At 61.3% G+C, this 20,012-nt stretch carries 20 protein-coding genes; 10 read left to right on the top strand and 10 right to left on the bottom strand.

Annotated features, from left to right (window positions below):
* The first annotated feature begins 3 nt into the window (after nucleotides 1-3).
* From mltB to ACSPX5_RS20010, 7 genes are all read left to right on the top strand, one after another.
* Entirely contained in the window at nucleotides 4-1,014 is a 1,011-nt protein-coding gene (mltB, locus tag ACSPX5_RS20040) for a lytic murein transglycosylase B (protein WP_085712282.1), read from the top strand.
* Nucleotides 1,014-2,024, top strand: coding sequence for a septal ring lytic transglycosylase RlpA family protein (locus tag ACSPX5_RS20035; protein ID WP_207864638.1), 1,011 nt, complete (start codon nucleotides 1,014-1,016; stop codon nucleotides 2,022-2,024). The genes mltB and ACSPX5_RS20035 overlap by 1 nt, the downstream gene beginning before the upstream one ends.
* Nucleotides 2,025-2,211: 187 nt before the next feature.
* On the top strand, nucleotides 2,212-3,369 hold the full coding sequence (locus ACSPX5_RS20030; protein ID WP_169432064.1) for a D-alanyl-D-alanine carboxypeptidase family protein: 1,158 nt from the start codon (nucleotides 2,212-2,214) through the stop codon (nucleotides 3,367-3,369).
* Nucleotides 3,370-3,453: 84 nt separating this feature from the next.
* A complete protein-coding gene (locus ACSPX5_RS20025) occupies nucleotides 3,454-3,729 on the top strand; it encodes a DUF493 domain-containing protein (protein WP_007958664.1) in 276 nt (91 codons plus the stop codon).
* Complete coding sequence (gene lipB, locus ACSPX5_RS20020; RefSeq protein WP_169432063.1) at nucleotides 3,729-4,376, top strand: lipoyl(octanoyl) transferase LipB; 648 nt, start codon at nucleotides 3,729-3,731, stop codon at nucleotides 4,374-4,376. Before ACSPX5_RS20025 ends, lipB begins: the two co-directional genes overlap by 1 nt.
* 25 nt (nucleotides 4,377-4,401) lie before the next feature.
* Nucleotides 4,402-5,400 carry a lipoyl synthase gene (gene lipA, locus ACSPX5_RS20015; RefSeq protein WP_169432710.1) on the top strand — a complete coding sequence of 333 codons (999 nt, stop codon included), beginning with the start codon at nucleotides 4,402-4,404 and terminating at the stop codon, nucleotides 5,398-5,400.
* Between the two features lie 174 nt (nucleotides 5,401-5,574).
* Nucleotides 5,575-6,525, top strand: a complete 951-nt coding sequence (locus ACSPX5_RS20010) for a S66 peptidase family protein (protein WP_323161173.1) — start codon at nucleotides 5,575-5,577, stop codon at nucleotides 6,523-6,525.
* Between the two features lie 117 nt (nucleotides 6,526-6,642).
* Here the strand turns inward: ACSPX5_RS20010 and ACSPX5_RS20005 are convergent, their stop codons facing one another.
* The 5 genes from ACSPX5_RS20005 to leuS all read right to left on the bottom strand — a co-directional run bounded on the left by ACSPX5_RS20005 (nucleotide 6,643) and on the right by leuS (nucleotide 12,709).
* Nucleotides 6,643-7,965: a lytic murein transglycosylase gene (locus ACSPX5_RS20005; RefSeq protein WP_169432061.1), complete on the bottom strand. Its 1,323-nt coding sequence runs from the start codon at nucleotides 7,963-7,965 to the stop codon at nucleotides 6,643-6,645.
* Between the two features lie 61 nt (nucleotides 7,966-8,026).
* Complete coding sequence (arfA, locus tag ACSPX5_RS20000) at nucleotides 8,027-8,191, bottom strand: alternative ribosome rescue factor ArfA (RefSeq protein WP_007958672.1); 165 nt, start codon at nucleotides 8,189-8,191, stop codon at nucleotides 8,027-8,029.
* 141 nt (nucleotides 8,192-8,332) lie between these two features.
* On the bottom strand, nucleotides 8,333-9,370 hold the full coding sequence (gene holA / locus ACSPX5_RS19995) for a DNA polymerase III subunit delta (RefSeq protein ID WP_439820140.1): 1,038 nt from the start codon (nucleotides 9,368-9,370) through the stop codon (nucleotides 8,333-8,335).
* A 39-nt stretch (nucleotides 9,371-9,409) separates the two neighbouring features.
* Nucleotides 9,410-10,015 carry an LPS-assembly lipoprotein LptE gene (locus tag ACSPX5_RS19990; RefSeq protein ID WP_169432060.1) on the bottom strand — a complete coding sequence of 202 codons (606 nt, stop codon included), beginning with the start codon at nucleotides 10,013-10,015 and terminating at the stop codon, nucleotides 9,410-9,412.
* 87 nt (nucleotides 10,016-10,102) lie between these two features.
* Entirely contained in the window at nucleotides 10,103-12,709 is a 2,607-nt protein-coding gene (gene leuS / locus ACSPX5_RS19985; RefSeq protein ID WP_323161175.1) for a leucine--tRNA ligase, read from the bottom strand.
* Between the two features lie 254 nt (nucleotides 12,710-12,963).
* Between leuS and ACSPX5_RS19980 the strand changes: the two genes are divergently transcribed.
* Together ACSPX5_RS19980 and ACSPX5_RS19975 are read left to right on the top strand one after the other, a co-directional pair.
* Nucleotides 12,964-13,287 carry a hypothetical protein gene (locus ACSPX5_RS19980; protein WP_169432058.1) on the top strand — a complete coding sequence of 108 codons (324 nt, stop codon included), beginning with the start codon at nucleotides 12,964-12,966 and terminating at the stop codon, nucleotides 13,285-13,287.
* A 105-nt stretch (nucleotides 13,288-13,392) separates the two neighbouring features.
* Entirely contained in the window at nucleotides 13,393-14,172 is a 780-nt protein-coding gene (locus ACSPX5_RS19975; RefSeq protein ID WP_169432057.1) for a YdcF family protein, read from the top strand.
* 34 nt (nucleotides 14,173-14,206) lie between these two features.
* On the opposite strand, the gene lnt is transcribed toward ACSPX5_RS19975, so the two are convergent.
* The 5 genes from lnt to miaB all read right to left on the bottom strand — a co-directional run bounded on the left by lnt (nucleotide 14,207) and on the right by miaB (nucleotide 19,536).
* Nucleotides 14,207-15,730, bottom strand: a complete 1,524-nt coding sequence (gene lnt, locus ACSPX5_RS19970; RefSeq protein WP_439820139.1) for an apolipoprotein N-acyltransferase — start codon at nucleotides 15,728-15,730, stop codon at nucleotides 14,207-14,209.
* A gap of 17 nt (nucleotides 15,731-15,747) precedes the next feature.
* Nucleotides 15,748-16,587, bottom strand: coding sequence for an HlyC/CorC family transporter (locus tag ACSPX5_RS19965; protein ID WP_007909641.1), 840 nt, complete (start codon nucleotides 16,585-16,587; stop codon nucleotides 15,748-15,750).
* Between the two features lie 5 nt (nucleotides 16,588-16,592).
* Nucleotides 16,593-17,087, bottom strand: a complete 495-nt coding sequence (gene ybeY, locus ACSPX5_RS19960) for an rRNA maturation RNase YbeY (RefSeq protein WP_169432055.1) — start codon at nucleotides 17,085-17,087, stop codon at nucleotides 16,593-16,595.
* Nucleotides 17,080-18,084, bottom strand: a complete 1,005-nt coding sequence (locus ACSPX5_RS19955) for a PhoH family protein (RefSeq protein WP_011336084.1) — start codon at nucleotides 18,082-18,084, stop codon at nucleotides 17,080-17,082. The genes ybeY and ACSPX5_RS19955 overlap by 8 nt, the downstream gene beginning before the upstream one ends.
* A 123-nt stretch (nucleotides 18,085-18,207) precedes the next feature.
* Complete coding sequence (gene miaB / locus ACSPX5_RS19950) at nucleotides 18,208-19,536, bottom strand: tRNA (N6-isopentenyl adenosine(37)-C2)-methylthiotransferase MiaB (protein ID WP_064382169.1); 1,329 nt, start codon at nucleotides 19,534-19,536, stop codon at nucleotides 18,208-18,210.
* 134 nt (nucleotides 19,537-19,670) lie between these two features.
* Between miaB and ACSPX5_RS19945 the strand changes: the two genes are divergently transcribed.
* Nucleotides 19,671-20,000, top strand: a complete 330-nt coding sequence (locus ACSPX5_RS19945; protein ID WP_169432054.1) for a DUF1820 family protein — start codon at nucleotides 19,671-19,673, stop codon at nucleotides 19,998-20,000.
* The last annotated feature ends 12 nt before the right edge of the window (nucleotides 20,001-20,012 follow it).

Raw genomic sequence — 20,012 nt, 5'->3', positions numbered from 1 at the left:
TCAATGCAAGTAATGCGTGACTGGGCGACACGATACGCACCGTGGCTCGGCCTGGTAGGCATCCTTGGCAGCGCGCAGGAAGCGCTGGCCGGCGATTACGAAGGCTCGCCCCAAGTGGCCGAATTCGTCGGTGAAATGACCCGCGACTACGGCTTCGCCGGCGAGCAACTGATGGCGGTGTTCCGCGAGGCCCAGCGCAAGCAGGCGATTCTCGACGCGATTTCCAAACCCGCCGAACGCGTCAAACAGTGGAAAGAATATCGGCCGATGTTCATCACCGACGCGCGCATTGCCCGGGGTGTGGACTTCTGGCGCCAGCACGAGGCGGTACTGGCACGTGCCGAGCAGGAGTACGGCGTTCCGGCTCAGGTGATCGTGTCGATCATCGGCGTCGAGACCTTTTTCGGACGTAATACCGGCAATTACCGGGTGATCGATGCCTTGTCCACGCTGGGTTTCGACTATCCTCCCCGTGCCGAATTTTTCCGCAAGGAGCTGCGTGAGTTTCTGCTGCTGGCTCGCGAGGAACAGGTCGACCCGCTGACCCTCAAGGGGTCCTACGCCGGGGCGATGGGCCTGCCGCAGTTCATGCCGAGCAGTTTTCGCGCCTACGCGGTGGATTTCGACGGCGATGGCCACATCAATATCTGGAACAACCCGGATGATGCGATCGGCAGCGTCGCCAGCTACTTCAAGCGTCACGGCTGGGTGGCCGGCGAGCCGGTGGTCAGTCGTGCCGATGTGCGCGGCGAACAGGTGGATGAGGGCCTGACCACTGGCATTGAGCCGACGAAAACCGTCGGGGAGTTGCGAGCGCTGGGCTGGTCAAGTCATGATGCGCTGCGCGATGATATGCCGGTTACTGCATTTCGCCTGGAAGGCGACAATGGCCCGGAATACTGGATGGGCCTGAAGAATTTCTACGCGATCACGCGTTATAACCGCAGCGTGATGTACGCCATGGCTGTACATCAACTGTCTGAAGAGCTGGTAAAAGCACGGGGCGTCAAGTAATGCAGGCATTGCCTATCAACAAACCCCTGAAGCTGGTGGCATTCGCCGCGTTGGCGGTCCTGGTCGCCAGTTGCTCGACCAGTCGTGCGCCCACTCAGAAATACGCCTCCAACACCGTTCGTGCCCAGCCGGGTCTGGACATCAACCGGGCCCACAAGGACGGCGCGCCGTGGTGGGACGTCGACGTGTCGCGCATTCCGGACGCCACGCCGACCCTGCACACCGGCCCGTACAAGGCCAACCCGTACACCGTGCTGGGCAAGACCTACTTCCCGTTGCAGGAATCCAAGACCTACGTGGCCTCGGGCACCGCGTCCTGGTACGGCACCAAGTTCCACGGTCAGAACACCGCCAATGGCGAGGTCTATGACCTGTACGGCATGAGTGCCGCCCACAAGACCTTACCGCTGCCAAGTTACGTTCGGGTGACCAACCTTGACAACAACAGGAGCGTGATCCTGCGGGTGAACGACCGCGGGCCGTTCTACTCGGACCGGATCATCGACCTCTCCTACGCCGCGGCCAAAAAGCTCGGTTATGCCGAAATCGGCACCGCGCGGGTCAAGGTCGAGGGCATCGACCCGCAACAATGGTGGGCCGCCAAGGGCCGTCCGGCGCCTTTGATGCTCAACGAGCCGCAAGTCGCGCAGAATAGCGCGCCGGTGATCACGGCTTCGGCCGGTACCATCGAGCAGTGGACTCCACCGCCGCAGCAACATGCCTCTGACACTGTACCTGTACAGATCAGCGCAAAAAAAAACGCTTCTGCACCAGCGTCTGGCCAGTATCTGCAGGTGGGCGCGTTCGCCAACCCGGACGCTGCAGAACTCCTGAGGTCGAAGCTCAGCGGGATGGTGAGCGCTCCGGTGTTCATCAGCTCGATCGTGCGCAATCAGCAGACCCTGCACCGGGTACGCCTGGGACCGATCGGCTCGCCGGGTGAAATTGCCCAGGTACAGAACAGCGTGCGCTCCGCCAACCTTGGTTCGCCAAGCGTGGTCACCGAGTAAGCAATACGTAGCACTTGATTGACGGTTCACCAGCGATTGGGGGGTGAGCCAGGTTGTTGGCTCGTCGAAGAACAAAAGCCCGGCAAAGGGTGACTGGAGTGAGCAACTGAACACGCGATGGCCCGTTAGAAAGCCATCTGATTAATTTTGCCTTCGGGCAGTTTCCATTAGCGATTTCGAGAGACGGATGAACATCACCACCTTTGCCAAACGCCTGTGTCTGCTAGTCCCGCTGCTCCTCTCGCCAGCCGCCTTCGCGGCCGAGATGATGCCGTCGCCACCACAACTGGCCGCCAAAGCCTACGTGCTCATGGATGCCAACAGCGGCAACGTGCTGGTGGAGAACAACGGTGACCAGCGTCTGCCGCCGGCCAGCCTGACCAAACTGATGACCGCGTACATCGCCACGCTGGAAATCCGTCGCGGCCAGATCGGTGAAAACGACCCGGTGACCGTCAGCGAAAACGCCTGGCGCACCGGCGGTTCGCGGATGTTCATCAAGGTCGGCTCGCAGGTGACTGTCAGCGACCTGCTGCACGGCATCATCATCCAGTCCGGCAACGACGCCAGCGTCGCGGTGGCTGAACACATCGCCGGCAGCGAAGATGCCTTCGCCGACCTGATGAACAAGACCGTCGCCGATCTGGGCATGACCAACACCCACTTCATGAACCCGACCGGTCTGCCGAACCCAGAGCACTACTCGTCGGCTCACGACATGGCGATCCTGGCTCGCGCGATCATCCACGAAGACCCGGCTCACTACGCGATCTACTCGCAGAAAGAGTTCTTCTGGAACGGCATCAAACAGCCTAACCGCAACCTGCTGCTGTGGCGCGACAAGACCGTTGACGGTCTGAAAACCGGTCACACCGACGAAGCCGGCTACTGCATGGTGTCCTCGGCCGTACGTGACGGCATGCGCCTGATCGCCGTGGTGTTCGGTACCAACAGCGAAGTGGCTCGTGCCGCCGAAACCCAGAAGCTGCTGACCTACGGTTTCCGCTTCTTCGAAACCCAGACCTTCTACCAGAAGGGCACCGAACTGGCTCAGGCCCCGGTATGGAAAGGCACCACCAGCCAGGTCAAGGCCGGCCTGGCACAAGACCTGACCATGACCCTGCCGAAAGGCCAGCTGAAGAAGCTCGCTGCCAGCATGACCATGAACCCGCAACTGACCGCGCCAATCGCCAAGGGCGACGTGATCGGTAAAGTCGAAGTGAAACTGGACGACAAGGTGGTGCACAGCGCCGATCTGATCGCTCTGGACGCTGTCGAGGAGGGTGGTATCTTCCGCCGCATGTGGGATAGCATCCGTCTATTCTTCTACGGCTTGTTCAACTGATACGAGTTGACCTGCATGGCCCCGTTCCCTTCCGGAGCGGGGCCTTGTTCGTTACCGGGCTTACGCTTACGAGGCCGTTACGCCATGACCGACACCGAAGTAAAGGCGCCAAAGATCGAATTCCCCCAGGTTGATTATCCGGTTAAGGTGATCAGCGATACGGGCGTCGGCAACAAAGACAAGATCATCGACATCGTCAAGAAACACGCGAAGATCAACGATGAGCGTGTGGACGAGCGTCAAAGCAGCAACGGCAAGTACACCACCATCCAGTTGCACATCGTCGCGACCGACCAGGATCAGCTGTACAACATCAACAGCGAACTGCGGGCGACCGGCTTCGTACACATGGTGTTGTGATGCCGGGCACGCTGGGCTTTCGCGAACTTGGCCAGATGGCTTACGAGCCGGTCTGGCATGCCATGCAACGCTTCACCAACGAACGCGGCAGCGATGCCGCCGACGAAATCTGGCTGGTCGAGCACCCTCCGGTGTTCACCCAGGGGCAGGCCGGCAAGGCTGAACATCTGTTGCTGCCGGGAGATATCCCGGTGGTGCAGGTCGACCGCGGCGGGCAGGTGACTTACCATGGCCCCGGCCAACTGGTGGCGTACCTGCTGCTGGATGTGCGCAAACTGGGTTTTGGCGTCCGCGACCTGGTCACGCGCATGGAGCGGTGCCTGATCGAGCTGCTGGCCAGCTATGACGTCACCGCAGTGGCCAAGCCAGATGCTCCCGGCGTCTATGTCGACGGAGCGAAAATCGCTTCTCTGGGTTTGCGGATTCGCCACGGTTGTTCCTTTCATGGCCTGGCCCTGAACGTGGACATGAACCTGGAGCCGTTTCGACGGATTAATCCCTGCGGCTATGCCGGGCTGGCGATGACCCAGCTGAGCGATCACGCAGGATCGATTGAATTTGCCGAGGTAAGTGCCCGGCTGCGCGCGCAGCTCGTCAAACACCTCGACTATGCTGAGCAGACGACCCTGACGGGCGGAATCGACTGATATGACTACTGATGCAGTGCAAACCATGATCCCGACGCTCGACGTGACCGAGCGCCCGGCCCCGCGTCCCAAGGTTGAAGCGGGCGTCAAGCTGCGCGGCGCCGAGAAGGTTGCACGCATCCCGGTGAAGATCATTCCGACCACCGAACTGCCGAAGAAACCCGACTGGATCCGCGTGCGCATCCCGGTTTCGCCGGAAGTCGACCGCATCAAGAGCCTGCTGCGCAAGCACAAGCTGCACAGCGTCTGCGAAGAGGCCTCCTGCCCGAACCTGGGCGAGTGCTTCTCCGGCGGCACTGCGACTTTCATGATCATGGGTGACATCTGCACCCGTCGCTGCCCGTTCTGCGACGTCGGCCACGGTCGTCCGAAACCACTGGACGTCAACGAGCCGCAAAGCCTGGCCATCGCGATCGCCGACCTGAAGCTCAAGTACGTGGTGATCACCTCGGTGGACCGCGACGACCTGCGTGACGGTGGTGCCCAGCACTTTGCCGACTGCATCCGCGAAATCCGTAAACTGTCGCCGAACGTGCAGCTCGAGACCCTGGTCCCGGACTACCGTGGCCGCATGGACATCGCCCTGGAAATCACCGCGGCCGAGCCGCCGGATGTGTTCAACCACAACCTGGAAACCGTGCCGCGTCTGTACAAGGCTGCGCGTCCGGGTTCGGACTACCAGTGGTCGCTGACCCTGCTGCAACGCTTCAAGCAGATGATGCCGCACATTCCGACCAAGTCCGGCCTGATGCTGGGTCTGGGCGAGACCGATGACGAAGTCATCGAGGTCATGAAGCGCATGCGCGAACACGACATCGACATGCTGACCCTGGGCCAGTACCTGCAACCGTCCCGCAGCCACTTGCCGGTGCAGCGTTTCGTACACCCGGACACCTTCGCCTGGTTCGCCGAGGAAGGTTACAAGATGGGCTTCAAGAACGTCGCGTCCGGCCCGTTGGTGCGTTCTTCGTACCACGCCGACGAGCAAGCGAAACTGGTCAAGGCCGAGCTGCTCGGTTCCTGATTCAGCGCTGAATGAGAAAATGCCCGCCGGGGTTTACCGCCCGGCGGGCATTTTTTTGTCCGGCCTACACTCGTTATCGACTTTTCCTGCAAACTGCGGCGCAGCCGAACCTCTTCTGTTTGTCGCCGTTCCTGACTACTGTGTGAGCATGACTTCACACAGGGAGATCCATGGATGACCGTTCGACCGACCCACACCCTTTTTCCGCACAAGCCTGTGCCGGCGCTGCCGTCGGAAGGGCTGATAGGTGTCATTGCACCTGCCGGTCCCGGCACACTGGAGACTGAAAAAGCCGTTCAGTGGATGCGCGCCCGGGGTTACGGTTTGCGGGTGTTCCCTGGCGTCTACGAGAAAGATGGCTATCTGGCCGGCAGCGACGAGGTGCGACTGAACGATCTGCACGCGGCGTTCACTGATCCCGAGGTTGACGCAATCATCTGTCTGCGTGGCGGTTACGGCACGCCGCGCCTGCTGGATCAAATCGACTACGATCTGCTGGCGCGTCATGCCAAGCCGTTCGTCGGCTACAGCGACATCACTGCACTGCATCTGGCGATCAGTCGCTACGCAGGGTTCGTGACCTTTCACGGGCCGCTGTTGAATGCCGATCTGCTGGGTGACAAGGAGCCACCAACGGTGACGTCGTTCTTCGCCATGCTGCGCGGTCAATTGAAGACCGGCAGTGTACTGAGTCATCCGGCGGCTTATCCGTTGACCACGGTTGAGCCCGGCATTGCCCACGGGCGTCTGCTGGGTGGCAATCTGGCAATGATCGCCGCGACCCTGGGTACGCCTTACGAAATCGACGTCGAAGGGGTGATTCTGTTCATCGAGGACATCAACGAGCCGCTGTACCGGATCGACCGCTTGCTGACTCAGATGCGTCTGGCGGGCAAGTTGGCCAGATTGCGCGGCGTGCTGGTCGGGGATGTGGCGGGCGTGGATGTCGAGGCCTTGAACCGCTTGCTCAAGCAGACCTTTGCACCACTGCGGATTCCGGTGCTGTCAGGCTGGCGCAGCGGGCACTGCGATCCGAACCTGACGTTGCCGCTGGGGGCATTGGTTCGACTGGATGCAGGAAAGAAGGAGTTGATGCTGGAACAGGATGTGGTGATCAAGGCGTAGAGACTGATCGCCTCATAGTCAGTCATCGCGGGCAATCCCGCTCCCACGGTTTTCAGGTTGTACGCAGATACTGCGATCACCTCTAAACCTGTGGGAGCGGGCTTGCCCGCGATGCTTTTACTGGTTGCGCAGGCTTTCGAGCAGTTTGTGCGTCGGATAGCCATCTGCGGGCCAGCCCAAGGACTGCTGCGCACTGCGGATCGCCTTGCGCGTATTGGCACCGATGATGCCGTCAGCGGTGCCCGCGTCGTAGTTGCGCGCGGTCAGCAGGTTTTGCAGCTCGATGCGCTCGGTACGACTCAGCGGCAGGTCATCTTTCGGCCAACTGCCATTGATCAGCCCGGCACCGTTGAAGCGTTCGGACAACAGACTCACCGCCAGAGCATAGGACGACGAGTTGTTGTATTTGAGGATCGCTCGGAAGTTATCGAGTATCAGGAACGCCGGGCCACGATAGCCGGCCGGCAACAGCAGGGCGGCTGACAGCTGTTCGGAGCCGGCTGGTGCCTGGCCGCCGTTGGGCAGAATCACACCCAGTTGCCGCCATTCGGCGACGCTCTTGCGAATCGCGCCATCTGCCAGGGTGTAGTTGAAACCGCTCGGCAGCTGCACCTCGAAGCCCCAAGGCTGGCCACGCTGCCAGCCGGAGCTTTGCAGGTAATGCGCGGTGGATGCCAAGGCGTCAGCCGGGCTGCCCCAGATGTCACGGCGGCCGTCACCATCGAAATCCACGGCGTGGGTGTTGTAGGTGGTCGGGATGAACTGGGTCTGGCCCATGGCACCGGCCCAGGAGCCGAGCATTTTCTCCGGTGTGATGTCGCCCTGTTGCAGGATTTGCAGCGCCGCGATCAGTTGCGCGTGGGCAAAGCCCGGGCGGCGACCTTCGTAGGCCAGGGTCGCCAGGGAGTTGATCACCGATTTGGTGCCCTGGAACTGACCGAAATTGCTCTCCATCCCCCATACCGATACCAGTGCCTGGCGATCGACGCCGTAACGTTGCTCGATGCGCTGCAGGATATCGGCGTACTGGTTGATCAGGGCCTGGCCTTTACGTACTCGCAGCGGCGACAGGGCGCCGTCCAGGTATTCCCAGACCGGCCGGGCGAACTCCGGCTGGCTGCGGTCGGCGCGGATCACGCTGGCGTCGAAACTGACGTTGGCGAAGGCACGGTCAAAGACGTCAGCGCGAATTCCGGCGGCCAGGGCGTCCTTGCGGAAACCTGCCTGCCACTCGGCGAAAGTCTGGGTTGGTTGCAGATCGAGGTCGTCACCGGACGGCACTACCGGCGGGACGATCGCAGGGGCCGTGGCAATGGGAGCAGTCTGAAGCGGTTGCGCGTCGGCGGCGGTGGGTTTCTCCGCGCAGGCGACAAGCAGTATGAAACTTGTGGCAGCGATCAGTTGGCGAACGGGCCAACGACGGGAAAGACTGAGGGGCATGCACAGGTCCAGGGGATACGAATCAGGTGCAGACCTTAACATGAGGAAGGGGTGCTGCGCTTCAAGCGGCCAGAAAGTAAGAAGCCTCCCAGCTGTCAGACTGGAAGGCTTCGCGGCGGTAGCTGCCTTTACCCTTGGTTGGTCGTTCCTGGCGGCTGCGGAACAGGGGTTGGGCGACGATGGATTTGGCCTTGTTGTGGCCATGTTTCGATGGCTTTTTGCTCATGAGGGGTCTCGCGAGTGAGTGAGTTTTGCGCGGTAAATGATCTGCCGATGTCGAGCTTCTGTCTATAGGACTGAAGGCGAGATGTGCTGTAGGAAATGGTCTGTGCAAAAAAAACGGGATCGCAGTATGCGATCCCGGGTTTCATTCGGCAGGTAATGTCAGACGCTGACCCGCCATCAACAGCGCCAAACGGCTGAGGCTCATCCACGGCGAACCGGCTGCCTGGCCCTTGATCTGCGCATCGATGCGCTGGGCTTCAAGCAACAACTGCGCCCAGCGCTGTGCCGAGTAGCGTTGCAGGGCCTTGCTCATCAGCGGTTTGCGCTTGTCCCAGACCGGCGGTTTGGCCTGACTGAAGCACTTGTCCAGCGGTGTGCCCTGGCTGTACTGCAGCGAGATGTTGGCCAGCAGGCGCAACTCACGGGCCAGGGCCCAGAGGATCACTGGCGGCTCGACCCCTTCACCGCGCAGCCCTTCGAGCATGCGCAGGGCGTGAGCCGGTTCGCCGTTGAGCACCGCGTCGGTCAGGCCGAACACGTCGAAGCGCGCACTGTCGGCCACGGCCGCCTGTACGGTTTCGACGGTGATCTGACCGCCTTCGGCCATCAGCTTGAGCTTCTCGATCTCCTGCGCCGCGGCAAGCAGGTTGCCTTCGACCCGCGCGGCAATCAGTTCGACCGCGTCCTGACTGGCCGAGAGGCCGGCCTGAGACAGTCGTTGGCGAATCCAGCTCGGCAACTGGTTGGCATCCACAGGCCAGATCTGAATGAACTGGGTCTGCGGACCTTCGACCAGCGCCTTGCCCCACTTGGTCTTCTGCGCGCTGCCGTCCAGCTTGGGCAGGCTGATCAGCAGTACCGTGTCTTCGGCAGGGCGCGAGCAGTATTCGATCAGTGCGGCAGCGCCTTTGTCGCCAGGCTTGCCGGAGGGCAGGCGCAGCTCCAGCAAGCGTTTTTCGGCGAACAGCGACATGCTGGCACCGGCCTGCAGCAACGTACCCCAATCGAAATTGGCATCGGCGGCGAACACCTGGCGTTCGTCGAACCCTTGCTGACGGGCAGCGGTGCGAATGGCGTCGGCAGCTTCCTGACACAGCAACGGGTCATCGCCGCTGATGATGTAGACCGGCGCAAGGGCGCCTTGCAGGTGTTTGCCGAGTTGGGCGGGAGCGAGCTTCATAAGAGAGGGCGAACGGGGCGCCTGCGCGCCCCGAACGGCTTACTGCTGCGGCAGTTCGAGCGGCGACTGACGCGGGGTTTCCGCTTCAGCCTTCTGCGCCGCTTCCAGGGCGTCGGCCTCTGCCTTGGCACGGGCATTGGCGGTTTGCTGCAGAGCGTCCAGCTGCGCCGGTGTCAGCTGTTGCAGACGCAGCATCATGCGCTGAACCAGTTCGCGGCGGGTTTCACGACGCGCATCGTTGGCTTCCTGATCGGAACCCACGAGGTTGTTGCCGTCGTGGATGAACACTTTCTGCACTTCAAGCTTGTCGCTTTTGAGCAACAGGCCTTTTTCACCGCGGATGTCATAGCTGAGCACGGTGCTCACCTGATATTCGCCAGTACGACCGGCGCCGGCGTAGCTGAGGATGCGCTGGTTTTCCTGCTCATCGGCCAGGTACAGCTTGTACGGTGCGCCGGAGACGACCTTGACGCCGCTGGCCTCCAGCACCTGACGCAGTTGCGTCACGGTCTCGCCGTAGGCGTTGCGGGCGCTCAGATCGAGCTCTTTGATCGACAGTTCGTTGGTGCCGGTGCCGCGCAGCTGGAAACCGCAGGCGCTCAACAGGACGGCGAGGCCCATCACCAGCAGATTGCGTTTGATCATTGTGTTGCTCCCCTTGAAACCATGTGGGCCGACCCTGCGGCCCGAAAGGTTTTACAGGGCGTCAGGCACACCTGACGCCCGATCCAATTAGCTGGCGACGATATTGACCAGTTTCCCGGGCACTACGATCACTTTGCGAATCGTCAGGCCGTCAACGAAACGCAGCACGTTCTCGTTGGCGCGGGCTGCCGCTTCGACTTCTTCACGGGTCGCGGCAGCCGGCATTTCGATCTGGCCGCGAAGTTTGCCGTTGACCTGGATCACCAGGGTCAGGCTGTCCTGAACGAGTGCGCTTTCATCCACCACTGGCCAGCCGGCGTCGATCACAGGATCGGCGTGGCCCAGTTGATTCCACAGTTCGTGGCAAATGTGCGGGGTGATCGGAGCCAGCAACAGCGTAACGGCTTCCAGACCTTCCTGAACCAGCGCGCGATCCTGTTCGGTGGATTGTGCCGCTTTTTCCAGCACGTTCATCAGCGTCATCACCTGGGCGATGGCGGTGTTGAATTTGTGGTTCTGGCCAACATCGTGGCTGGCCTGCTTGATGGCCTGGTGGATCGCGCGACGAACGGCTTTCTGCTCGTCGTTCAGGCCGGCGATGTCCAGTTTGCCCGGCAGGCCCTGAGTGACGTGGGCCTGAGCCAGACGCCAGACGCGCTTGAGGAAGCGGTGCGAGCCTTCAACGCCGGAGTCTGACCACGCGGCGCTCATGTCGGGCGGCGAGGCGAACATCATGAACAGGCGGCAGGTGTCCGCGCCGAACTGGTCGATCATCGATTGAGGGTCGACGCCGTTGTTCTTCGACTTGGCCATTTTCTCGGTGCCGCCGATTTCCACCGGCAGACCGTCGGTTTTCAGTCTGGCGCTGGTGACGTTGCCCTTGCCGTCGCGTTCGAGATCGACGTCCGCCGGGTTGAACCAGGTATAGGCGCCGTTGGCTTCGCGGCGATAGTAAGTCTCGGCAATCACCATGCCTTGAGTCAGCAGGTTCTTGAACGGCTCGTTGGAGCTCACCAGGCCTTCGTCGCGCATCAGCTTGTGGAAGAAGCGCGCGTACAGCAGGTGAAGAATGGCGTGTTCGATACCGCCGATGTACTGATCCACCGGCAACCAGTGGTCGGCTGCGGATTTTTCCACCAGACCGCCCTCGAAGTGCGGCGAGGCGTAACGGGCGTAGTACCAGGACGACTCGACGAAGGTGTCCATGGTGTCGGTTTCACGCTTGGCAGGCTGACCGCATTTCGGGCAGGTGCACTCGTAGAACTCGGGCATGCGTGCCAGCGGCGAACCGGCGCCGTCCGGCACCACGTCTTCCGGCAGTACGACAGGCAACTGGTCTTCCGGTACCGGCACGTCACCGCAGGTATCGCAGTGGATGATCGGAATCGGGCAGCCCCAATAGCGCTGACGGCTGATGCCCCAGTCGCGCAGCCGGAACTGGGTGCGCGAGGCGCCGAGGTTTTTCTTGATCAGGGCAACTTCCATGGCGTCGAACGCGCCGGCGAAGTCCAGGCCGTCGAACTCGCCGGAGTTGATCAGCGTGCCGTGCTCGCCGTAGGCATCCTGCCATGGCGCCGGGTTGGTTTCACCGGAGCTGGTGCGAACCACGGATTTGACCGGCAGGTTGTACTTGTGGGCGAATTCGAAATCGCGTTCGTCGTGAGCCGGCACAGCCATGACCGCGCCGTCGCCGTAGTGCATCAGCACGTAGTTGGCGACCCACACCGGCAGTTTTTCACCGGTCAGCGGATGCTCGACGAACAGGCCGGTCGGCAGGCCCTTCTTCTCTTGGGTGGCGACGTCGGCTTCGGCGACGCTGCCGCCCTTGCATTCGGCGATGAACGCTTGCAGCTCAGGGTTGTTCCTGGCGGCGAGAGCGGCCAGGTGGTGCTCGGCCGCCACGGCAACATAGGTTGCGCCCATCAGGGTGTCCGGACGGGTGGTGAAGACTTTCAGGGTACCGCTTTCGCCGATCGAATCGACGTTGTACGGGAACTGCACTTCCATCCCGCGGGACTTGCCGATCCAGTTGCGCTGCATGGTCTTGACCTGTTCCGGCCAGCCAGTCAATTCGTCGAGACTCTCCAGCAGCTCATCCGCGTAGGCGGTGATCTTGAAGTAGTACATCGGGATTTCGCGCTTTTCGATCAGCGCGCCGGAGCGCCAGCCGCGACCGTCGATCACCTGTTCGTTGGCCAGAACGGTCTGGTCGATCGGGTCCCAGTTCACGGTACCGTTCTTGCGGTAGATCACGCCTTTTTCGAACAGGCGGGTGAACAGCCACTGTTCCCAGCGGTAGTAATCCGGTTTGCAGGTGGTGACTTCGCGGGACCAGTCCACCGCGAGGCCCAGGCTGCGCAGCTGGGATTTCATGTAGGCGATGTTTTCGTAGGTCCACTTGGCCGGGGCTACGTTGTTCTTCATCGCGGCGTTTTCCGCCGGCATGCCGAAGGCGTCCCAACCCATCGGTTGCAGGACGTTCTTGCCGAGCATGCGCTGGTAGCGGGAGATGACGTCGCCGATGGTGTAGTTGCGCACGTGCCCCATGTGTAGCTTGCCGCTGGGGTAAGGGAACATCGACAGGCAGTAGTAAGTCTCCTTGCCTGGCTGTTCACTGACTTCAAAGGACTTTTGCTCGTCCCAGAACGACTGGGCGGCGGCTTCGATTTCACGGGGCTGATATTGTTCGTGCATGGCTACTTTTGTACTGGATAGGGGTGGCCTAATCCTCTTCAATGCGACATCCGGAGCGGGCCGGACGGGCTGGAAGTGGAGTTACAGGAAGCGCCGTAGCATACATGACCGCGCTTGGCCTAGGGAAACCCTGATTGCAGCCGTGTTACCCGTTGAAATCGCGGCGAGGGCCGTTGGTCGCGGCGTGCAGCCGGTTTGTGCAGCGAAGCTAAGCTCTAACTGGGGAGTGAGTCTTATCTTCAATGAGGTGAGGGATGGTGGAGTCACAGCAAAGAAACATAAGCAAACCGGAGTTGTACGAGCGGTTGATCGATCGTCTGGGAATGGCCCTGGACGCTGCAAAAACCGCTGGACGGCTGCGCGACGAGCGCCCCCTGGAGCTGGAATTGCGTGGCTTGAGCCCCGCCGAGTTCAATCTGGTCAAGGCTTATCTGGATCGCAGTGAGCGTGAAACCCACGGATACCTGTCACAGGCAGTGAAGCAACTCGATGCAGCCCACTCGGCCAAGGTCGTCTGGCTCAAGGACAAGGCGCCTGGCAGAGACCCCGTCAAGGTGCGCACTCTGCAGGCAAAGTAAACGCATGGCAGGTCAAAAAACGGATCTTTTTCAACAGGATCCGACCCTACTGGTTGTCGCGTCGTATCAACCCACTTAGGCTTCGGGCATCTCTGGAGATGCTCGATGCCTTTTCGTTATTTCATTAAACAACTTCTATTGCCGCCCGGCCTGCTCTTGTTGCTGTTGCTCGTCGCCTGGTGGTTGCGACGTTCGCGACCGCGACTGGCCGGCCTGTGTTTTGCCCTGGGTTTTGGCGGGTTCTTGCTGATGAGCCTGCCGGTGGTCGTGCAATGGGGCGCCAAGGCCCTGGAGCGCGAGCCGCCGCTGCCCCGGGACTCATGGACAAGCCTTGCGCAGCGCGCCGATGCGATTGTGGTGCTGGGCTCCGGGCGCGAGCGTGGCGATCTGGCCTGGGGTGAGGATCAACCGACGGGCGTCGGGCTCGAGCGGCAGCGTTATGCGGCGCGCCTGGCCAAGGCGTCAGGGTTGCCGATTCTGACCAGTGGCGGCCTGCATTACGGCACGCCACCGACCGAAGCGAAGCTGATGGCCGATTCACTGCGCGATGATTTCGGTGTGACCGTGCGTTGGCAGGAAGGGGAAAGCCGCACCACGTGGGAGAACGCCGAATTCAGCGCCAAAGTGCTGTTGCCGGAGGGCGTCAAACGTATCGTGCTGGTGACCCAGGCCTGGCACATGCCCCGTGCGGTGTGGAGTTATCAACAGGCTGGATTCGAAGTAGTGCCGGCACCAGTCGGCTTCCTCGGCACGGACAACGCCCGGCCGTTTGGCGGCTGGATGCCGGAGTTCAAGTCGATCTGGCAGAGCGGGCAGTTGTTGAACGAGGCGGTGGGGCAGATCGGCTATTCACTGTTCTACCGAGGGGGTGACAGCGCCGATTGATCACTCCCGCGCAGGGCGCGGGAGTGATCGGTTTTCAGAGAGTCTTGGACATCCGGTTGGCCATCAGCGCCCAGCCAAACAGCACCACGCACAGGATGATCAGCGGCCACGAGCGCCATTGCAGATACGGCGTCAGGTTATGCATCGGCACCACTTCACCGTAGAGCACGCCTTGTTCGAACTGCGGAATGCGCTCGGTGATCTGCCCGAACGGATTGATCAGGCCGGTCACGCCGTTGTTGGTCGCACGAATCATCCAGCGCCCTGCTTCAAGAGCGCGCATCTGCGCCATCTGCAGGTGTTGCAGCGGGCCGATGGAGGTGCCGAACCAGGTGTCGTTGCTGATGGTCAGCAACAGGTCGCTGCGTGCTGCCAGACCGGCAGCAAACTCCGGGTACACCACTTCGTAGCAGATGAACGGTGCAATCTGATAACCCTTGGCCTGCAATAGCGGCTGATCCGCAGGGCCACGGGCGAAGTCGGACATCGGCAGATCGAAGAACGCGATCAGCCCGCGCAGCAGGTCCTGCAAGGGGACGTACTCGCCGAACGGCACCAGTTTTTGCTTGAGATAGGTGCCATCGCCTTCGCCGACCACGGTGATGCCGTTGTAGAAGCGTCTCTCGTGGTGAACCATTTCGCGAATCGGCACGCCGGTGATCAGCGCCGATTTACGCTCGGCGGCAAAGGTGCCCATCATGTTCAGGTAACCCTCGGCGGACTCCTTGAGCACCGGGACGGCGGTTTCCGGCCAGATCAGCAGATCCACCGATTTCGAACGGAAACTCAGGTCGCGGTACAACGCCAGTTGCGCGTTGAGCTGCGCCGGGTCCCATTTCATGCTTTGCTCGACGTTACCTTGAATGGCCGCAACGGTCAGTGGTGCGCCGGAGGGACTGGTCCAGGCGTGGCCCTTCAATGCAATGCCCGCCGCCCATGGGCCGATCAGCAATACCAGCCCGGCAGCGATAAAGCCCTTGCGACCGGTCTGCAGCAGGCGCGGTGCGTTGTAGATCAGCGCGGCGGTCAGTGCCAGGACGAACGACACCAGCCACATGCCGCCCAGCGGCGCGAGCCCGGCCAGCGGGCCATCGAGCTGGCTGTAACCGGAGTACAGCCACGGGAAACCGGTGAGGAACCAGCCACGAAAGGCTTCCTGTCCAACCCACAGAGCCGCGAAGGCCAGGGCATCGGCCAGCGGTGCTTCGTTCCGGCGCAGCCAGCGCGCCCACAGCCACGCGGGCAGGGCGAAGAACCAGGCAATGGCCGCCGTGAAGATCAGCATCAGGAACCCGGCCAGCAGCACTGAAGCACCGCCGAAGTGGTGGATGCTGTAATAGATCCAACTGGTGCCGGCGCCGAACAGGCCGAAACCGAAGCACCAGCCACGACCCAGTGCCTGGCGCGGGCTCAGCTCGCGCAGGCCGGCGTAGAACAGGCCGACCGCCAGCAACGCCAGCGGCCAGAGATCGAACGGTGCCAGCGCGAAGGTGGTGATTGCACCGGCCGCCACGGCCAGCAGGTTACCGGGCCAGCCGGGGCGGGTAGTCCAGCGCATTTCAATCCTTAGATTTTTTACCGGGCGATAGGGGTCAGTCGCAGCAAATGAATCCGACGGCTGTCGGCGTTCAGGATGCGGAAACGATAGGCGCCGATTTCAGTGATTTCGTTGCGTTTTGGCAAGTGCCCGAACGCGCTCATCACCAGCCCGCCGACGGTATCGAACTCGTCGTCGGAGAATTCGCTGTCGAAGAACTCGTTGAAGTTCTCGATCGGCGTCAGGGCCTTGATCAGGAAATCACCGCTGGGCAGCGGCTTGATGTAGCTGTCTTCTTCGACGTCATGCTCGTCTTCGATATCGCCGACGATTTGCTCGAGCACGTCTTCGATGGTCACCAGACCGGCCACGCCGCCGTATTCGTCGATCACGATGGCCATGTGGTTGTGGTTGGCGCGGAATTCACGCAACAACACGTTCAGGCGCTTGGACTCCGGCACGAAGGTGGCCGGGCGCAGCAGATCCTTGATGTTGAAGCTGTCGCCGTTCTCCTTGAGGATAAGCGGCAGCAGATCCTTGGCCAGCAGCACGCCCATCACGTCGTCATGGCTTTCGCCGATGACCGGGTAGCGCGAGTGGGCCGAGTCGACCACGGCAGGGAGGAATTCGCGGGGTGTCTGGGTCGCCTTGATGCTGATCATCTGCGAGCGCGGCACCATAATGTCGCGAACCTGCAGGTCAGCCACCTGGATGGCGCCTTCGACGATGGCCAGCGCTTCGCTGTCCAGCAGTTTGTTCTGATGTGCATCGCGCAGCAGCTCCAGCAGCTCCTGGCGGTTCTTCGGCTCGTGGGCAAAAGCCTGGGTCAGTTTACCCAGCCAGGACTTCTGCCCGTTGCTCGATCGATCTTCGCTCATAGCGATTACTCTGAATCCTTTGTTGTAACGATAGGGGATGTTTCGGTTTCGTCGTCCGCGTACGGATCGGGATAACCCAATTCGGCAAGCAACTCGCGTTCCAGTGCTTCCATTTCTTCGGCCTCCTCGTCATCTATATGGTCGTAACCAAGCAGATGCAAGCAGCCGTGAATGACCAGATGTGCCCAGTGGGCCTTTGGTTCCTTGCCCTGTTCGGCGGCCTCACGCTCAACCACGGCCACGCAGATCACCAGATCGCCCAGCAAGGGAATGTCGAGAAACTCGTCGGGCACTTCGGCGGGAAAGGACAGGACGTTGGTCGCGTAATCCTTGTGGCGCCAGGTGTGATTCAGCTCGCGGCCTTCTTCCTCGTCCACCAGACGAATGGTCATTTCCGAGTCGGCGGTGCGCTGGCGCAGGGCCAGTTCGCACCATTGGCGGAATTCGGCTTCGGTCGGCGCAGACGCTTCGGTCGCGATTTGCAGGTCAAGCTCAAGCATCGTGGCGGGTGTCCTTTGGCGCTTCATCGGCCAAACGCGTCTCGAAGCGCTCGTAGGCTTCGACGATGCGTTGCACCAACGGATGGCGCACCACGTCTTTGGGCTGGAAGTGAGTGAAGCTGATGCCCGGCACATCCTTCAGGACTTCGATGACGTGATGAAGTCCGGACTTGGTGCCGCGCGGCAGGTCGACCTGGGTGATGTCGCCGGTGATCACGGCCGTGGAGCCGAAACCGATCCGGGTCAGGAACATCTTCATCTGCTCGACGGTGGTGTTCTGACTTTCATCGAGAATGATGAAGCTGTTGTTCAGCGTACGACCGCGCATGTAGGCCAGCGGCGCGACTTCGATCACCTGACGCTCGATCAGCTTGGCCACGTATTCAAAGCCGAGCATCTCGTAGAGCGCGTCGTAGAGCGGGCGCAGGTACGGGTCGATCTTCTGCGACAGGTCGCCGGGCAGGAAGCCGAGTTTTTCACCCGCTTCGACCGCCGGACGCACCAGCAGGATGCGACGGATCTGCTCGCGCTCCAGCGCATCGACGGCGCAGGCGACAGCCAGGTAGGTCTTGCCGGTACCGGCCGGGCCGATGCCGAAGTTGATGTCGTTGCCGAGGATTTCCTTCACGTAGCGCAGCTGATTCAAGCCCCGAGGGCGAATCATGCCTTTCTTGGTGCGCAGGGCTACGGAGGCTTCGGCGGGAGCGTGGTTGTCCAGCTGCTCGACGGCCGATTCCTGGAGGAACAGGTGAACCGTATCCGGCGACAGCTCTGAACCCTTGGTTTCCCGGTACAGGCGGCGAATCAGGTTTTCCGCGGAAGTGGTGTGCTTGGGTTCGCCGATCAGCTCGAACTGATTGCCGCGGTTGCGGATCTCGATGGCCAGGCGTTGTTCGATCAGGCGCAGGTGTTCGTCGAACTGTCCGCACAGATTGGCGAAGCGGCGAGCCTCAAAAGGCTCGAGGATGAAACGATGAGGTTCTATGGGTGCGTTCAAGGTCGTATTTAGCCGCCCTGGGGCAATTGGGATGAAATCAAGGATAACGCCAGTGGCGTGGGTGCGAAAGCTCTTAAAAAGCCTCGCATCGATTCAGCCGTCTGGCGGGGTCTTCTTGCGGTGTTACTGGATCAGCGAGCCACGCAGCGAGTGCGGTTGCGCCGCGTCGATGTGGACGTCGGCGAACTGGCCGATCAGGGTCGGATTATCGCAGCGGAAGTTGACGATACGGTTATTCTCGGTGCGCCCTTGCAGCTCGCCCGGATCCTTCTTCGAATAATCGGTCACCAGAATCCGCTGGATCGAACCGACCATTTGTCGGCTGATCTCGAACCCTTGCTGGTTCAAACGGTGCTGCAAGGCGTTCAGGCGTTCTTTCTTCAGTTCTTCCGGGGTGTCGTCGGCCAGGTCGGCAGCCGGAGTCCCCGGGCGCTGGCTGTAGACGAACGAATAAGAGAAGTCGAAGCCGACGTCGGCAATCAGCTTCATGGTCTGTTCGAAATCTTTCTCGGTTTCCCCCGGGAAGCCGACGATGAAGTCCGAGCTGATGCAGATACCCGGGACGGCAGCGCGCAGTTTGCGCAGCTTGGATTTGTACTCCAGTGCCGTGTGGTTGCGCTTCATCGCCGCCAGAATCCGGTCCGAACCCGACTGCACCGGCAAGTGCAGGTGCTTGACCAGTTCCGGCACTTCGGCGTGGGCCTGGATCAGGCTGTCGGAGAATTCCAGCGGGTGCGAGGTGGTGTAGCGGATGCGGTCGATGCCATCAACCGCCGCGACAACGCGGATCAGTTCGGCCAGGTCCGCCAGACGCCCGTCGTGGGTCAGGCCGCGATAACCGTTGACGTTCTGGCCCAGCAGGGTCACTTCACGCACGCCGTTTTCGGCCAGGTGAATGATCTCGGCGATCACGTCGTCGAACGGCCGGCTGACCTCTTCGCCGCGGGTGTAAGGCACCACGCAGAACGTGCAGTACTTGCTGCAGCCTTCCATCACCGACACGTAGGCGCTTGGGCCATCGATGCGCGGCTCGGGCAGGTGGTCGAACTTTTCGATTTCCGGGAACGAGACGTCGACTTGCGGCAGCTTGCTGATGCGTGCGGCGTCGATCATTTCCGGCAGGCGGTGCAGGGTCTGCGGGCCGAACACCACGTCGACGTACGGGGCGCGATCACGGATCGCCGCGCCTTCCTGGCTGGCCACGCAACCGCCGACGGCGATTACCATGTCCGGGTTGGCCAGTTTCAGTTCGCGCCAGCGACCGAGCTGGGAATACACCCGGTCCTGGGCGCGTTCGCGGATCGAACAGGTGTTGAGCAGGATCACGTCGGCATCTTCGGCGCGCGCCGTGACTTCCAGGGCCTGGTGTTCGCCCAGCAGATCGACCATGCGCGAGCTGTCGTACTCGTTCATCTGGCAACCGTGGGTTTCGATGTAAAGCTTCTTGGCCATGGAATAGGGTCGTCACGTGGTTCAAAGAACCGCGCATTATAGGGAACATGTCCCCAGGTTCCTACCGTTGCGCGTCCAGTGGCTATGCTATAGTTTGCGCCCTCATTTTTACCCCGATGTGTTGTCCGCCCGCCATGACCAAACGCGAAGCTCCAATCTACAAGGTGATTTTCCTCAACCAGGGCCAGGTGTACGAAATGTACGCAAAGCAGATCTATCAAAGTGATCTGTGGGGTTTTCTGGAAGTGGAAGAGTTCGTCTTTGGCGAGCGCACCCAGGTGGTCGTCGACCCGAGCGAAGAGAAGCTCAAGGCGCAGTTCGAAGGCGTGGTGCGCAGCTTTGTGCCGATGCATTCGATCGTGCGCATCGACGAAGTGGAGCGTCTCGGTACGCCGAAGATCAGCGAAGCCCGTGGCGGGGTTGGCAATGTGATGCCGTTTCCGGTACCGATGCCCGAAAAGTAAGCGGGGCGGGAA

This window comes from Pseudomonas sp. HLG18, from assembly GCF_051903985.1.
In the GTDB taxonomy this organism is placed as follows: Bacteria; Pseudomonadota; Gammaproteobacteria; order Pseudomonadales; family Pseudomonadaceae; genus Aquipseudomonas; species Aquipseudomonas fluorescens_BT.
This window is presented reverse-complemented; position numbering and strand designations above follow the sequence as displayed.

Bases quoted from the DNA above. Each gene is read 5' to 3' on its own strand.
- holA (WP_439820140.1), bottom strand. From the start codon at position 9,370: ATGAAGCTCGCTCCCGCCCAACTCGGCAAACACCTGCAAGGCGCCCTT.
- ACSPX5_RS20025 (WP_007958664.1), top strand. From the start codon at position 3,454: ATGACCGACACCGAAGTAAAGGCGCCAAAGATCGAATTCCCCCAGGTT.
- ACSPX5_RS19990 (WP_169432060.1), bottom strand. From the start codon at position 10,015: ATGATCAAACGCAATCTGCTGGTGATGGGCCTCGCCGTCCTGTTGAGC.
- arfA (WP_007958672.1), bottom strand. From the start codon at position 8,191: ATGAGCAAAAAGCCATCGAAACATGGCCACAACAAGGCCAAATCCATC.
- leuS (WP_323161175.1), bottom strand. From the start codon at position 12,709: ATGCACGAACAATATCAGCCCCGTGAAATCGAAGCCGCCGCCCAGTCG.
- ACSPX5_RS19980 (WP_169432058.1), top strand. From the start codon at position 12,964: ATGGTGGAGTCACAGCAAAGAAACATAAGCAAACCGGAGTTGTACGAG.
- ACSPX5_RS19945 (WP_169432054.1), top strand. From the start codon at position 19,671: ATGACCAAACGCGAAGCTCCAATCTACAAGGTGATTTTCCTCAACCAG.
- ACSPX5_RS20005 (WP_169432061.1), bottom strand. From the start codon at position 7,965: ATGCCCCTCAGTCTTTCCCGTCGTTGGCCCGTTCGCCAACTGATCGCT.
- lipA (WP_169432710.1), top strand. From the start codon at position 4,402: ATGATCCCGACGCTCGACGTGACCGAGCGCCCGGCCCCGCGTCCCAAG.
- ACSPX5_RS20010 (WP_323161173.1), top strand. From the start codon at position 5,575: ATGACCGTTCGACCGACCCACACCCTTTTTCCGCACAAGCCTGTGCCG.
- ACSPX5_RS20030 (WP_169432064.1), top strand. From the start codon at position 2,212: ATGAACATCACCACCTTTGCCAAACGCCTGTGTCTGCTAGTCCCGCTG.
- ACSPX5_RS19975 (WP_169432057.1), top strand. From the start codon at position 13,393: ATGCCTTTTCGTTATTTCATTAAACAACTTCTATTGCCGCCCGGCCTG.
- lnt (WP_439820139.1), bottom strand. From the start codon at position 15,730: ATGCGCTGGACTACCCGCCCCGGCTGGCCCGGTAACCTGCTGGCCGTG.
- lipB (WP_169432063.1), top strand. From the start codon at position 3,729: ATGCCGGGCACGCTGGGCTTTCGCGAACTTGGCCAGATGGCTTACGAG.
- mltB (WP_085712282.1), top strand. From the start codon at position 4: ATGCAAGTAATGCGTGACTGGGCGACACGATACGCACCGTGGCTCGGC.
- ACSPX5_RS19965 (WP_007909641.1), bottom strand. From the start codon at position 16,587: ATGAGCGAAGATCGATCGAGCAACGGGCAGAAGTCCTGGCTGGGTAAA.
- ACSPX5_RS20035 (WP_207864638.1), top strand. From the start codon at position 1,014: ATGCAGGCATTGCCTATCAACAAACCCCTGAAGCTGGTGGCATTCGCC.
- ybeY (WP_169432055.1), bottom strand. From the start codon at position 17,087: ATGCTTGAGCTTGACCTGCAAATCGCGACCGAAGCGTCTGCGCCGACC.
- miaB (WP_064382169.1), bottom strand. From the start codon at position 19,536: ATGGCCAAGAAGCTTTACATCGAAACCCACGGTTGCCAGATGAACGAG.